The 13,693-nt window shown below is 69.3% G+C and carries 15 protein-coding genes and 1 pseudogene; 8 read left to right on the forward strand and 8 right to left on the reverse strand.

Annotated elements, in window-relative coordinates; translation table 11 throughout:
- The first annotated feature begins 47 nt into the window (after positions 1-47).
- Both AC6EUL_RS15910 and AC6EUL_RS15915 read left to right on the forward strand, forming a co-directional pair.
- Complete coding sequence (locus AC6EUL_RS15910) at positions 48-554, forward strand: cupin domain-containing protein (RefSeq protein WP_499871220.1); 507 nt, start codon at positions 48-50, stop codon at positions 552-554.
- Between the two features lie 73 nt (positions 555-627).
- Positions 628-1,026, forward strand: a complete 399-nt coding sequence (locus AC6EUL_RS15915; RefSeq protein WP_499871222.1) for an MAPEG family protein — start codon at positions 628-630, stop codon at positions 1,024-1,026.
- 16 nt (positions 1,027-1,042) lie between these two features.
- Here AC6EUL_RS15915 and AC6EUL_RS15920 read toward each other — a convergent pair whose 3' ends face one another.
- Complete coding sequence (locus tag AC6EUL_RS15920; protein WP_499871224.1) at positions 1,043-2,062, reverse strand: zinc-dependent alcohol dehydrogenase family protein; 1,020 nt, start codon at positions 2,060-2,062, stop codon at positions 1,043-1,045.
- Positions 2,063-2,331: 269 nt separating this feature from the next.
- Between AC6EUL_RS15920 and AC6EUL_RS15925 the strand changes: the two genes are divergently transcribed.
- Both AC6EUL_RS15925 and AC6EUL_RS15930 read left to right on the forward strand, forming a co-directional pair.
- On the forward strand, positions 2,332-3,324 hold the full coding sequence (locus tag AC6EUL_RS15925; protein WP_499871226.1) for a catalase family peroxidase: 993 nt from the start codon (positions 2,332-2,334) through the stop codon (positions 3,322-3,324).
- 566 nt (positions 3,325-3,890) lie between these two features.
- The gene (locus AC6EUL_RS15930) at positions 3,891-4,991 is read left to right on the forward strand and encodes a catalase family protein (RefSeq protein WP_499871228.1); all 1,101 of its coding nucleotides are present in this window, start codon (positions 3,891-3,893) and stop codon (positions 4,989-4,991) included.
- A gap of 80 nt (positions 4,992-5,071) precedes the next feature.
- On the opposite strand, the pseudogene AC6EUL_RS15935 reads toward AC6EUL_RS15930, so the two are convergent.
- Positions 5,072-5,259: pseudogene (locus tag AC6EUL_RS15935) on the reverse strand (PQQ-dependent dehydrogenase, methanol/ethanol family); the annotation flags it as partial.
- A 254-nt stretch (positions 5,260-5,513) separates the two neighbouring features.
- Between AC6EUL_RS15935 and AC6EUL_RS15940 the strand changes: the two are divergent.
- The 3 genes from AC6EUL_RS15940 (at position 5,514) to AC6EUL_RS15950 (ending at position 7,873) form a co-directional block, all read left to right on the forward strand.
- Positions 5,514-5,789: a hypothetical protein gene (locus tag AC6EUL_RS15940; RefSeq protein ID WP_156647988.1), complete on the forward strand. Its 276-nt coding sequence runs from the start codon at positions 5,514-5,516 to the stop codon at positions 5,787-5,789.
- Between the two features lie 143 nt (positions 5,790-5,932).
- The gene (locus AC6EUL_RS15945) at positions 5,933-6,220 is read left to right on the forward strand and encodes a hypothetical protein (protein WP_056272387.1); all 288 of its coding nucleotides are present in this window, start codon (positions 5,933-5,935) and stop codon (positions 6,218-6,220) included.
- 219 nt (positions 6,221-6,439) lie between these two features.
- The gene (locus tag AC6EUL_RS15950) at positions 6,440-7,873 is read left to right on the forward strand and encodes a mannose-1-phosphate guanylyltransferase/mannose-6-phosphate isomerase (protein ID WP_499871230.1); all 1,434 of its coding nucleotides are present in this window, start codon (positions 6,440-6,442) and stop codon (positions 7,871-7,873) included.
- 166 nt (positions 7,874-8,039) lie between these two features.
- Here AC6EUL_RS15950 and AC6EUL_RS15955 read toward each other — a convergent pair whose 3' ends face one another.
- Positions 8,040-8,306: a DUF6894 family protein gene (locus AC6EUL_RS15955; protein WP_056211408.1), complete on the reverse strand. Its 267-nt coding sequence runs from the start codon at positions 8,304-8,306 to the stop codon at positions 8,040-8,042.
- A gap of 261 nt (positions 8,307-8,567) precedes the next feature.
- Between AC6EUL_RS15955 and AC6EUL_RS15960 the strand changes: the two genes are divergently transcribed.
- Complete coding sequence (locus tag AC6EUL_RS15960) at positions 8,568-9,401, forward strand: YdcF family protein (protein ID WP_499871232.1); 834 nt, start codon at positions 8,568-8,570, stop codon at positions 9,399-9,401.
- Here the strand turns inward: AC6EUL_RS15960 and AC6EUL_RS15965 are convergent.
- From AC6EUL_RS15965 to AC6EUL_RS15985, 5 genes are all read right to left on the reverse strand, one after another.
- Entirely contained in the window at positions 9,359-9,622 is a 264-nt protein-coding gene (locus AC6EUL_RS15965) for a DUF3253 domain-containing protein (protein WP_056273630.1), read from the reverse strand. The genes AC6EUL_RS15960 and AC6EUL_RS15965 overlap by 43 nt on opposite strands.
- A 134-nt stretch (positions 9,623-9,756) precedes the next feature.
- Positions 9,757-10,479: a DUF599 domain-containing protein gene (locus tag AC6EUL_RS15970; protein ID WP_055953252.1), complete on the reverse strand. Its 723-nt coding sequence runs from the start codon at positions 10,477-10,479 to the stop codon at positions 9,757-9,759.
- Between the two features lie 114 nt (positions 10,480-10,593).
- Entirely contained in the window at positions 10,594-10,872 is a 279-nt protein-coding gene (locus AC6EUL_RS15975) for an acylphosphatase (RefSeq protein WP_499871235.1), read from the reverse strand.
- Positions 10,873-11,040: 168 nt separating this feature from the next.
- A complete protein-coding gene (locus AC6EUL_RS15980; RefSeq protein WP_056272395.1) occupies positions 11,041-11,472 on the reverse strand; it encodes a gamma-glutamylcyclotransferase family protein in 432 nt (143 codons plus the stop codon).
- Between the two features lie 79 nt (positions 11,473-11,551).
- The gene (locus tag AC6EUL_RS15985) at positions 11,552-13,555 is read right to left on the reverse strand and encodes an acetyl-CoA carboxylase biotin carboxylase subunit (RefSeq protein WP_056272398.1); all 2,004 of its coding nucleotides are present in this window, start codon (positions 13,553-13,555) and stop codon (positions 11,552-11,554) included.
- Positions 13,556-13,693 lie beyond the last annotated feature (138 nt).

Genomic DNA, 13,693 nt, shown 5'->3' on the forward strand with positions numbered 1-13,693 from the left:
TGTCTTCCCAAGACCGCCTCCTCCCGCTTCTCGCAGCAAGGACATCCATGAGCCCGCTCGCACGAACCCTCGCCGCCGCATTGCTGGTGATCCCCGTTGCGGGCACGGCCGTCGCGGCGGCGGGCGACCACGCGGAGCATGGCCGCGTCACCGTTCCGGACGCGGCCAGCGTGGTCTACGAGGCCGGTCCGGCGAACCTGCCCAAGGGCACGCAGATCAGCCGGGTGGCGGGTGATCCGGCCAAGCCCGGGCCCTTCGTACTTCGCATCAAGTTTCCCGCCGAGACCGTGATCGCCCCGCACACGCATGCGCAGGCCGAAACGCTGACCATCCTGGCCGGCTCCATCTACCATCAGCACGGTGCGACGCTGGACAAGAGCGCCGGCAAACCGCTGCGCGCCGGCGGCTTCGTCTACCTGCCGCAGGACATGCCGCACGCCCTTTGGACTACGAGCGAGCCCGTGGAACTGCAGGTCAACGGGACCGGCCCCTTCGGTCTGAACTACATCGACCCGGCCGACGATCCGAGCCGCACCGCCCAGGGTCCCCGCTGAGCTTGGATTCAAACGTCCTGCCGTCGACCCTGTCCGCGCACGCCATCGAGATCCGCCCTACCGGAGTGACCCCGTGATCTATCCTGCCCTCACGGCTTTCTACGCGGCCGCGTTCGCCCTTCTCTATGTCGGCCTCTCGTCCTGGGTCGTTGCGGGCCGCCTGTCGGCGGACGTCCTTCATGGGGACGGTGGGAATCCGGACCTGGAGAAGCGCATCCGCGCGCAGGGCAATTTCGGGGAGTACGTGCCGCTGGCGCTGATCCTCGTCGCTCTGCTGGAAGCGGGCGGGGGGAGCCCGACCCTGGTCCGCAGCCTCCTGATCGCTTTGCTGGTGGCGCGGGTGCTGCACCCGTTCGGGATGTTTGCCCCGAAGAATTCGCCACGCCAATTCGCCTGCCGCGGGGGCGGGATCCTCGCGACCTTCGCGGTCATAGCCGTGGCGGCCGTCGCCCTCCTGTTCCGGGTCGGCTGAGGCGCGCGGCGGCGGATCAGATCTCGATACAGATCTTGCCGAAGTGCCGGTTGCTTTCCTGGTGCCGGAACGCCGCGACGAGATCCGCCAGGGGATAGCGGCGGTCGACGATCGGACGCAGCCCGCAGGCCTCGATGCCCTGGACCATCTCGATCTGCTGGCGTCGACTGCCGACGAGCACGCCCTGGAGGCGGATCTGCCGAAGCAGGGCCGGCACCAGGGGGAGTGGGCCGGCGACACCGGTCAGGATGCCGATCACCGAGATGTGCCCGCCCACCCGCACGGCGGCCATCGACTGCTCCAGGGTCGCCGGACCACCGACGTCGAGGACGTGGTCGACTCCGCGCCCGTCGGTCAGGCGTCGGGCCGTTTCACCCCAGCTGGTGTCGGACCGGTAATTCAGGACGTGGTCCGCCCCCAGGGCGCGCAGGCGCTCGAGCTTCTCCGCGCTCGACGAGGTGGCGACCACGGTGGCGCCGGCGGCCTTGGCGAATTGCAGGGCGAAGAGCGAGACGCCTCCGGTGCCCTGAACCAGGACGACGTCGCCGCTCTTCAGGCCCGCATCCCCGTGCAGGGCCCGCCAAGCCGTGAGCGCGGCCGTCGTCAGGGTCGCCGCCTCGGCATGGTCCCATCCCCGCGGCGCGTGGGTGAACGCCATCGCGGAGGCCGTGACGCGCTCGCGGGCATACCCGTCGATACCGTCGCCCGGCACGGTCGCGAATCCCTCGACCTGGGGGCTGCCTTCCGTCCAGGTCGGAAAGAAGGTGCTGACCACGCGGTCGCCGACCACGAAGGCGTCGACCCCCGGACCCACGGCTTCGACCTCACCGGCCCCATCCGACATCGGCACGCGCGGTTCGCTCGGGCCCCACATGCCGCTCACCACGGCGTAGTCGTGATAGTTGAGAGAACTCGCCCGCAGGCGGACGGTGATCTCGCCGGGTCCGGGTTCCGGAACCGGTCGCTCGCCGAAGCCGACGGCGTCGAAGCCGCCACCGGGTTGAACGATCACCGCGCGGGAGGCCGATACACGCATTCTGAACCTGTTCGTCTCGCCGGCGCGACGCACCGGCCCTGCAGGGGGCGGGATCCACACAAGGGTGGAGGTCCCGGGCCGGAATCCGATGGTGGCAGCGGGCTCGGCCCCTGTCGAGACCATGTCTTCGTGACGCGATGGTGATGGGCCGGCCGGGTCCGGATCGCGTAGCAATCCCGGCATTGTCGACCGTCGTCGTTCGCGCTTAAGAACGACTCCAAGCCCAGCCGGTCGACGCGTCTAGCGTCGACGCTCCCCTGAGGATCGTCATGCGTCCATCGAGCATCAAGTACACCCTCGCGGCCGGTGTCGCCTTTGCTGTCGTCACGGTTACGCCGGTCTTCGCCGAGGAGGCGACGACAGCCGAGCAGACCATCAACGTCATGAACAAGCTGTTCGGGTCGCATCCGGGCAAGCGCGCCAACCATGCCAAGGGCGTGGTGGCGGAAGGCAGCTTCACCCCTTCGGCCGAGGCCGCGGGGATCAGCAAGGCGTCGCTGTTCCAGGGGCCGCCCGTCCCGGTGACGATCCGGTTCTCGGATGCGACCGGCGTGCCGACGATCCCCGACGGCTCGAAGAACGCCAATCCGCACGGGATGTCGCTGAAGTTCAAGCTCGTGGACGGCTCGGAGATGGACGTCGTCCTGAACGCGCTCAAGTACTTCCCGGTCGCGACCGGCGAGGCGTTCCGCGACCTGCTCCAGGCCGTCGCCGACAGCGGCCCGGACGCGGCGCACCCGACCGCGCTCGAGCGGTTCACCACCGCCCATCCGGCTGCAGCCACGGCCGGCGGCACGGCCAAGACCCCGTCAAGCCTGGCGCGACAGACCTATAACGGCGTGAACGCCTTCGTCTTCGTCGACAAGGACGGCAAGCGCCAACCGTTCCGCTTCCGCTTCGTGCCGGTTCAGGGCGAGGACATCCTCTCGCCCGAGGACGCGGCCAAGCGCGAATCGGATTACCTGATGGCTGAGATCGGTCCCCGCATCGCGGTGGAGCCGGCACGCTTCACCGTTCAGGCGCAGCTCGCCGCGCCGGGCGACCCGACCAACGACGCCACCAAGCCCTGGCCCGAGGACCGGAGAATCGTCGACCTGGGCGTCCTCACCGTCTCCAAGGTCGTGCCCGACAGCGCAGAGGCCGAGAAGGCGCTGCTGTTCATGCCGAACGCGCTGACGGACGGCGTCGAGGTCTCGGACGATCCCCTGATCGACGCGCGGGTCCAGGCCTACGCCGTCTCGTTCGGACGCCGGAGCCAGTAGGCTCGTTCGCCGCCGGATCCCCGCTATCGGGTGGTTCCGGCGGCCGGCGCCCCTGGGGCGCCGGGCCGCGACGACGTGGGCTCCTTGTTCGAGGCTGCATCTGGGCCGGCGCGGTGGCTGCCCTCCTCGATCGCCCCGGAGCCGGTCAGCCCGCCGGCTCCGACGCTCGTCGTCTCGGAGCCCGCCGGGGCGTCCGACCCCGACCGGGGCCTTTCACCCGCCTTGCCCGAACCGTCCGCGGCCGCTGCGGAGCCCGCGAGGCCGATCAGGATCGCGCCTGCGATGAGGGGGGCGTGCCTGGGCATGACTTCGAAGCCTCCGTCGTCCGTCGGACCGTTCCGACCTGAGAAGCGCAGCGCCTCCTCGGGTGTTCCCGGGATTCCTCGGGAAGACATGACCGGCCCCGCGTCGGGGTCCCATCCGGCAGGCTGCTCGACATCGTCGGACCTTCCGCGGGTGCCGGAGACATCGGGTGCCGCGATTGTGAGGCGGGCCCGGCTTCACGGCCGGAAACCCGGGCCGAGCGCCGAGGTTCGCTTGGACACGCACCCAGATAGGACTTCGGTATGGCCGAGACCCGCCCACCCCTGCGCTACAGCGACAGCATCGAAGTGAGGGCGCCTGACGAGGACGCGACGATCGCCAAGATCATCGCGGCGATGACTCACGCGAGCGAGAAGGTCCAGGCGCGCGAACACCGTGCGGTCCGGGCATCCCACGCCAAGGCGTCGGCCTTCCTGAAGGGCACGCTGCAGGTGCGCGACGATCTCCCACCGGAGTTGCGTCAGGGCGTCTTCGCGAAACCGGGCGGCTACGAAGTTGCCGTTCGTCTTGCCCAGGGGCCGGGCGAACACCTGCCGGACAAGGTGCACACCCACCGCGGCATGGCGATCAAGGTGTTCGGTGTGCAGGGCGAGACACTGCCGGACCATGACGCCGACACGCAGGATTTCGTCCTCGCCACGGGGCCGGTCTTCCCCAACGGCACGGCCGCGAGCTTTCTCGGTGCCATGAAGGGATTGGAGGCCGGCGCGGGTGGAAGCGTGCCCGACGGGATGAAGGCGGCCGTGTCGGCGACGGCAGGCGCCCTCAACAGTATGGTGAAGGCCGTGACCGGCGGCGACAGTCCCCTCCTGGATTTCTTCGGCCACTCGGCCCGCCATCCGCTGACCGACTGCTACTACTCGCAGGCCGCTCTGCGCTACGGCGACTACATCGCCAAGATCGTCGCCGTACCAGTTTCGTCCGGGCAGGACGGCTTGAGCCGGGACCCGTTGGATACCCGCAATCCGGACGTCTTCCGGGACGCCACCGTGGCGTATTTCCAAGAGCAGGAGGCCGCCTTCGAGATCCGGGTTCAGCTCTGTACGGACCTCGCGACGATGCCGGTGGAGGATGCCTCCGTGCCGTGGCCGGAGGCGGAGAGCCCGTATCGGCCGGTGGCCCGCCTCGTGCTCCCCCGGCAGGAGGCCATGGGCGCGGCGCGCAGGACCTTCATGAACGACGTGATGTCGTTTCGCCCCGGACACAGTCTGGCGGCGCACCGCCCGCTGGGCTCACTGATGCGGGCCCGCCTGCGGACCTATCCCGCTCTCTACGCCTTCCGGCAGCGACAGAACGGCAATCCGCAGCGCGAGCCGACGCGCGCAGCCGAGATCCCGGACTGAGGTTGGCGTTCGGGCCGCCGGCCGGCGGCCCGCCTCGTGGTGCGGGCGCAGGCCTTCCCCGCCCGAAATCCGACCGTTCGACGTGCGACGACGGTCTTCGGCAGCGTGGAGGCCCGGACGCTGCCGCCCTGGGTGATGCCGGGGGTGAGTTTTGCCACCTCGCCGCCCCAGAGCGGAACCGCCCCGCCCAGCCCCAGCCCGTCGTGATGCCGACCCCCCGCTCGCCATCCGGCTCCCCGGTGATCGGCGCGGAGACGAGGCCGGTCCCATCGGATTTCATCTCGGTGCTTCCGGACGCCGCCGTTGGCCGAACGGAATGCGCGGATCGGCTCTGTGGTCGGTTGTTCTCAGACGTCTTGCCGCCTCCGAACCGTGCCAGCGTACGGCGTACGGCGTGCGCCCACGCCGGGCGGGAAAGCGATCGCACTGCATGGATCCCCGCCCGGGGGCGCGGCTTCGTCACAGGAACAGCCCCCTGCCCATGCAGGTTGAAGCGTCAGATCTAACCCTCGGGGTTTTCCCATGAAGATGTCCGCTCCCCTGTTGAGCGCGGGTGCGCTCGCGATCGTGATGACGTCATCCGTGCAGGCGCAGGGGGTGCTGGCCCCGCACGACCGTCGCGGCGTCATTATCCAGAACCAGCCCAACACCACCGGCAACAGCCGCGATCTGGTCATCTCGTACGGGGCCACGGGCGCCGATACCGTGACCACGAACTCGGCCGCGGGGGGCAATGCGAGCCGGCCGGAGCAAGCCTTCCCCAACGGTAGCGCCAATGGGGGACCGGGCGGTCGCTGAGGTCCATGGCAGGCAGAGACCCCGTCCAGCCGCCGCTGCAGCGGGGTGTTCGGTCGCCGATCGGCGGGCGACCTACGCGATTCCGACACCCGACCGGCAGCGTCGGCCGTTGTCGGAGCCGGGGCGCCCTGGCATGATGCGGCATGCCGCAAACGTCCTACCCCCGCTGGTCGCCCGCCGAACTCGTCGATGAATTGCGCGAGGCGGCCGAGGAGATCGCCCCGGAACTGAACGGGATCAGGGCCGAGGAGACCCTGGAGGGTGAATCGGCCCAGATGATTGAAGAGATGGCGGAAGCCCTGAAGCGGATCGCGAGCGGAGCGCCGCGTCCTCAGGACATCGCACGCGCGGCCCTGGCCGCGCAGACGCCCCGCAAGCCGATCGGGCGACCGCAGCCGGCGCCCCGCAAGCCGGTGAAACCGCGACGCTGAAGCCCGGCTTCCGGGTCTCTACAACGCTTTAGCTTGCGTCCGCCCCACAGCAAAAAAACCATGTCTGCCTTAAGGTTACCGGATAGGTGGCCATCGTCGCCGGCGCGTCCGGACTGGTGGGGGGTGGTGTAACCTGTTAGGTGACGATCAGGTTGGAATGCGGATTGCGGCGGGTCGGCCGGCTCGATGCGCTTAGCTCCCGACGAGGCGAACGCGAGAATGTCCGAGTCTGCCGACGCTTTGATCCACCCGATCATCCTCTGCGGCGGTTCGGGCACGCGCCTGTGGCCGGCCTCGCGGGAGAGCATGCCCAAGCAGTTCACGCCGCTGGTAGACCCCAAGACCTCGACCTTCCAGGCCACCGCCCAGCGCCTGGGCGATACCGGCGTGTTCGCGCGCCCCACCGTGCTCACCAGCAGCGACGCCCGCTTCATCGTCGCCGAGCAACTGCAGCAGGCGGGCATCCAGGCCGACATCATCCTCGAGCCCGAACGGCGCGACTCCGCCGCGGCGGTGGCGGTCGCTACTCTGCACGCAGCCCGGCGCGACCCCGAGAGCGTCGTGCTGATCATGGCCGCCGACCACGTCATCGGCGATACCCCCGCCTTCGTGGCCGCCGCCCGGGCCTCCGCCGCCGGCGCCCGGGCCGGGGCGATCATGACCCTCGGGATCACCCCGACCGCCCCCGCCACCGGCTACGGCTACATCCGCGTCGGCGCAGCCCTTTCGGGCGGAGCGGGCAACCACGCGGTCGAGCGCTTCGTGGAGAAGCCCGATCACGCCGGCGCCCTGCGGCTGATCGAGGAGGGCGCCCTCTGGAACTCGGGCTACTTCCTGTTCCGCGCCGACGTGATGCTGGCCGAGCTCGAAGCCCACGCCCCGGAGATCCTGGCGGCCACCCGGGCGGCCCTCGATGCGGCCGTGACCGACCTCGACTTCGTGCGCCTCGACGCGGAGGCCTTCGGCCGGGCGCCCAAGACCTCCATCGACTACGCCGTGATGGAGCGGACCCGGCATGCCGGCGTGCGCCCGGTCTCCTTTGCGTGGTCGGATGTCGGCACCTGGGACGCGGTCTGGGACGTGCTGGCGCACGATGCCGACGGCAACGCCGTCCGGGGCCGGGTCGAGACCATCGACACCCATGGCAGCCTGATCCACAGCGAGGGCGAGCACCTGACGACGGTGGTGGGGCTCGACGACGTCGTCGTGGTCACGACCCCCGACGCCGTGCTGGTGACCTCGAAGGCGCGATCGGGCGAGGTCAAGGATCTCGTCACCCGCCTGCGCGCGCAGGGCCACCCGGAGGCGGACGCGCATCGGCGCATGTACCGGCCCTGGGGCTGGTACCAGCGGATCGACCTCGGCGAGCGCTTCCAGGTCAAGCGGATCATGGTGACGCCGGGCGGACGGCTGTCCTTGCAGAAGCACTTCCACCGGGCCGAGCACTGGGTCGTCGTCAAGGGCACGGCGGAGGTGACACTGAACGACTCGGTGGTGCTTGTGCACGAGAACGAGGCGATCTACCTGCCGATCGGCTCGATGCACCGCCTGACCAACCCGGGCAAGATCCCCCTGGAACTGATCGAGGTGCAGGTCGGCTCCTACACCGGCGAGGACGACATCATCCGCGTCGAGGATATCTACGGACGGTGAGGCCGTCGGGCGCCCTCCCCGAAAGCCTTCCTGTAGGGCCGCAGGGGCACTGACGGCTCCGCGATACCGGTGCAGGACGATCGTCCGAGTTCCCACCGCCACCGAGAAATCGGTTTCCGAGGAGGACGTGCTGGGACGAAAATCACCGCGCGTCGGTCGGACGTCGTCAGGCTTCGTCCGGAATGACCTCGACCGCGCCGTCGACCCGCTCGATATCGAGCGAGAGATGGGCCCGGAACAGGACCTGCGCCTCTTCGCCCCGCACGATCGCCAAGTAGTCCTGTCGCTCGGTCTCGACGCTGAATTCCTGCGCGATCTTGGCCATGATGCGCACGAGCTTCGTGCGCACTGCATCCTCGTCGGACAATTCGAATCCGACCTTGTCCTTGACGAAATTGGCTCCGTCGTGGAGGTCGATGAAAAAGCGTGGCATTGACAATATTACCCGTGGGAATTTATCCCACTCCATGAAATTAACCTAAGCCGTTCGCGGATCAAGTGCAATCGGTGGTCCTTGCGTAGGGCTGATCCGGGACGGATTTGTCAGCTCCATCGTCTATGCGAGTGGGCATGACGATGTCTCGGTTCGCCTCTGTCCGATGCGCTGGTTCGCGCTACCGGGTAACGCGCGGGACAAGGCCGCGGCCGTTGCGGTATCACGCCTCACCTGCCCACCCGCTCCGGTTGCCCGTGCATGTTCTTTCCCTTGTCGAAGCTGCTGTACTTCGTCGTGACGCCGTCGAACGCCCTTGCCCTGCTCGTGCTGCTGGGGATCGGATTGGCGACAGGGGGATGGCTTCGGAGCGGGCTCTGGATCGGCGGCCTGGCGGCCATGTTCCTTTTGGTCGCCGGCCTGTCACCCCTGCCCGTCCTCATCGCCCTGCCGCTCGAGGAGCGATTTCCCGCATTCGTCGACGATGGTGCACCGGTCACCGGGATCATCGTTCTCGGCGGTGCGATCGAGACCCGGCTTTCGGCGGATCGGGGACAACTCCTTCTCAACGACGCGGCCGAGCGACAGGTCGCGATGGCGGATCTGGCCCGGCGCTATCCCCAGAGCCGTCTCGTCTTCACCGGCGGAAGCGGCAGCCTCGGCGGCAGCAAGGCCTCGGAATCCGAGATCGTCGGTCGCTACGCCGACACGATGGGGCTGCCGCGCACCCGGCTGATCCTCGAGGATCGCTCGCGCAACACGCGCGAGAACGCGCGTTTCACCGCCGACATGGTCAAGCCGCAGCCGGGGGAGCGCTGGCTTCTCGTCACCTCGGCCTGGCACATGCCCCGGGCGATCGGCTGCTTCCGCGAGGCCGGCTTCGCCGTCACCGCCTATCCCGTGGATTATCGCACCGGCGGTTGGCGAGACGTCCTGCACGTCAATGCCTTCGCGTCCGAGGGGTTGGCGCTCCTGGACATCGTGACCAAGGAGTGGTTCGGCCTCGTCGCCTATCGGCTCAGCGGCTACACCGATGCCCTGCTGCCGGCGCCTCAGGCCTCGTCCGGCGCGGGGGCCGCGGCCCCGAGCCGATAGACGCCGCGGAAATCGTCCGGGTCTTCAACCGGCTTTCCCTTGCGCAGGATCGCGACTTCGCCGGCCTTGGTCATCCGCACAGCGATCCGGCGGATGGGCTGCATCAGGGGGCTCCAGCCCTCCGGCTGCGGTCCCCCGAGTTCCCGGGCCACCTCGGACGGACAGATGGTCTTACCGGCCTCGCGAGCCGCGAGAAGACGCAGGATCGTCTCCGCGATCAGCGTTTCGGACGGCCCCTTGCGTTCGGGGCGACCCGTCGATTTCGATTCCGGCTTCGCCGCGACCTTCGGGGGCGCCTTCGCGGCGGGGATCTTCGGGGAGGAGGTGCGCTGGCGCGTGGGCTTCTTGGGAATCGTCATGGCTGCCATCCCTGCCCTGTCCCGTCGTCTTCCGCCAGCAGGGCGGCGCGAATTCGCGAGGCGAATTGCCGTCGCCACATCACCAGCACCACCGCGGTGGTGGTCAGCATGAGGAGCCAGGGGCTCACGAACCAGCCGAGATAGGCTAGGGCGAAGAAGAAGGCGCGCTGGCCGCGCGCGAAGTGGCTTCCGGCGGCAATGTTCATCGCGGCCGCCTTGCGCGCTGCGCGGAGCATCTGCTCCGGCGTCGCATCCGAACCTTTCGGCGGCACCGCGCCGAGGAGGATCGCGCCGTAATTGAACAGCCGGTAGGCCCAGGAGAACTTGAAGAAGGCGTAGACGAAGACGACCGCGAGGCCCGCCACCTTGATCTCCCAGGTCAAGCGCGTGGCGATGGCGCCGAAGGGGAGCGTACCGAACAGGGTGAGGACGTCGTCTCCCGAGCGTGACAGGGTCAGGACGCCGCCGAGGGCGATGAGCGAGGTCGAGGCGAAGAAGGCCGTCCCGTTCTGGAGGGAGGCGTTGATCGTGGTGTCGACCACGCGGTTGTCGCGCCCGATGAGCTGGCGCGTCCACTCCGCCCGCTGCGCATTCATGATCTGGCTGAGGCTGGTGCGGCGCCCGCGCATGCGCGCCACCGCGATGCCGTAGCCGGCCCAGGCGGCCACGAAGTAGCTGAGGGCCGCGAGGTCGAGATAGGAGAAGTCGGCGGTCAGCATCGCGTCCGGTCTCTCGACGACCGATCGCCGGGCGCCCCGCCCGGGCGCTAGCGCGGAAGCCGACGCCCTGTCCAGACGAAGGGGGGCCGGATGTGTCTCACCCGGGACGAAGCGTCAGCGGATCGCGAAACCGGTCTGCGGCGGTGCGACCGCAGGCTCCGTCACGGCGATGTCCGTGACGCGGGCACCGGGCGGACCCTGGCGGCAGGCGTCCAGCATCCGTGCCACGGAGTCGGGGGCTCCGGAGAACAGGGCCTCGACGGACCCGTCCGGGCGGTTGCGGACGAACCCGGAGAGGCCTTGGCGATCCGCCTCGCCGCGCGTCCAGAACCGGTAGCCGACGCCCTGGACCCGGCCCTGGATGATCACCGCGACGGTTCGGATCTCGGGCATCGCAGTCTTGTCCTTCGTAGCATCGTTGGGCGGCGGCGGTCCGGAAGACGCGATGGCACGCCGCCGAGGGAGAGGGACCTGCGCGCGCAGGACTCCGTTCGGACTTGCCTCGTCTTCGACAGCCCGAAGCCGGACCGGGGCGATCGAAGACCATCCGGGGAGCATGGCTCAACCGGCGCGCCCGCGCTGCCAAGCCTGTAATTCCGCGCGATAGGCAGCCGGCAACTGCGCGGCGACAGCCGCGGCGAGGACGGCTTCGAGGTAGCCCGGACGGGGCGCCCCCGTGGCGCTGGTGCCGCCGAGATAGATCAGCGCCCGCTTCGAACCGCCCGGCACCGAGACCGGCTGCATCGCCTTGATGTAGAGGCCCGAGGCGACGCCCTCGTAGCGGTCGAGGGCCGGGACGTCTCCGAGGGCGAGATCCCACAGTATACCATGCACGGTCGCGCGTGGGTCGCGCACCACGGAGGCGTAGCCCTCCCGCATGATGATGAAGCGGTGCCGGTTGAGGCGGCCCTGCCCGATCAAGGTTGAGCGCGGGCAGCGCGCGGCCATGGCGCCGGCATCCATGTTCGCACCGTAGGCGAAGTAGAGGGGCATCGACCGGGTCCAGGACGTCCGGCCCGGGCCGCGCCGCGTCCCGGGACGGGAGGCGACGCGGCCCGGGGCCGGCCGCGCGTCAAGCGAATTCGAGGATGACCGCGTCGACCGCGAGGCTGTCGCCTTCCTTGGCGGCGATCTTGGCGACGGTGGCGTCGCGCTCGGCCCGCAGCACGTTCTCCATCTTCATCGCCTCGACGATGGCCAGGGGTTCGCCGTTCTTCACCTCCTGGCCTTCCTTGACCAAGATCGCCTTGACGAGGCCGGGCATCGGGCAGAGCACCTGCTTGCCGGAGCCGGCATCCTCCTTGACCGGCATCAGGGCGGCGAGGGCCGCCTCGCGCTGGGTGTAGACCCGGGCCTCGGCCGCGGCGCCGGCGTGCTGGAGGGCGACGCCGTTGAGGAGGCCGCGGACCTGCATCGCCACGCGGGCCCCGCCGATCTCGCCCTGCCAGACGGGCTCGCCCGGGCGCCAGTCGGAGGAGACCGGCCAGGTGGTGCCGTCGGCGCCCGTGACGATCAGGGTGCCGCCGACGGCGTCGACGGTAACCGGGTAGGATTCGCCCGCCAGGACCACGACGCGGTCGCGCTCGAAATGCAGCAGGGCCGGATCGCGCATCTGGCCCGAGATGCCGCGCTTGCGCTGGTTCATCTTGTGGTCGATGGCCGCGGCCGCGGCCGCCATGCGCTGGGCGATCGCGCCCTTGGGCTCGGGGGCGACGAAGCCCTCGGGGAACTCCTCGGCGATGAAGCCGGTGGAGAGGTTGCCCGAGCGCCAGCGCGGATGCGCCATCAGGGCGGCGAGGAACGGGATGTTGTGACGGATGCCCTCGATGGCGAAGGCGTCCAGCGCCTCGCCCTGGGATTCGATGGCCTCGGCCCGGGTCGGGGCCCAGGTGACCAGCTTGGCGATCATCGGGTCGTAGTGGATCGCGATCTCGCCGCCCTCCTCCACGCCGGTGTCGTTGCGGACGATGGCGCCGCCGAACTCGCCTTCGGCCGGCGGCCGGTAGGTGGTGAGGCGCCCGATCGAGGGCAGGAAGTTGCGGGTCGGGTCCTCGGCGTAGACCCGGCTCTCGACGGCCCAGCCGTTGAGCTTCACGTCTGCTTGGCCGAGCGGCAGGGCCTCGCCGGCCGCGACCCGGATCATCAACTCGACGAGGTCGAGGCCGGTGATCATCTCGGTGACCGGATGCTCCACCTGCAGGCGGGTGTTCATCTCGAGGAAGTAGAACGACTTGTCCTGGCCGGCCACGAACTCGACGGTGCCAGCGGAATCGTAGTTCACGGCTTTCGCCAGCGCGACGGCCTGCTCGCCCATCTTGCGGCGGGTGGCCTCGTCGAGGAGCGGCGACGGCGCCTCCTCGATGACCTTCTGGTTGCGGCGCTGGATCGAGCACTCGCGTTCGCCGAGGTAGATCACGTTGCCGTGCTTGTCGCCGATCACCTGGATCTCGATGTGGCGCGGGTCGGTGATGAACTTCTCCACGAAGACGCGGTCGTCGCCGAAGGACGAGGCGGCCTCGGACTTGGCGCGGGCGAAGCCCTCCGCCACCTCGCCGGAGGAATGGGCGATGCGCATGCCCTTGCCGCCGCCGCCGGCGGAGGCCTTGATCATGACGGGATAGCCGATCTCGTCCGCGATGGTGACCGCGTGCTCGGGGCTCTCGATGACGCCGAGGAAGCCCGGCACGGTGGAGACCGTCGCGGCCGAGGCCGCCTTCTTGGATTCGATCTTGTCGCCCATCGCCGCGATGGCGGCGGGGTTGGGGCCGATGAAGACGATGCCGGCCGCTTCCAGCGCGCGCGGGAAGGATTCGCGCTCGGACAGGAAGCCGTAGCCCGGATGCACGGCCTGGGCGCCGGTCTGCTTGCAGGCGTCGATGATCTTGTCGATGAGCAGGTAGGACTGCGCCGCCGGGGCCGGACCGATATGCACGGCCTCGTCGGCCATGGCGACGTGCACGGCGTCGCGGTCGGCATCCGAGTAGACCGCCACGGTCTTGATGCCCATGCGCCGGGCGGTCTTGATGATGCGACAGGCGATTTCGCCACGGTTCGCGATCAGGATCTTGTCGAACATCTTTCCGCGCACTCTGGTCCGTCAGGGAACATGCGGCGTCTTGCAAACGCCCAAGCTGGTTCCCGTTAAAGCAGTTATGCGGCTTCGGGAAGCTGATCGATCCAGGCCGGGGGCCTGTTTATGCACGGCCACGACCGA

Source organism: Methylobacterium sp. 001424705 (genome assembly GCF_059816145.1).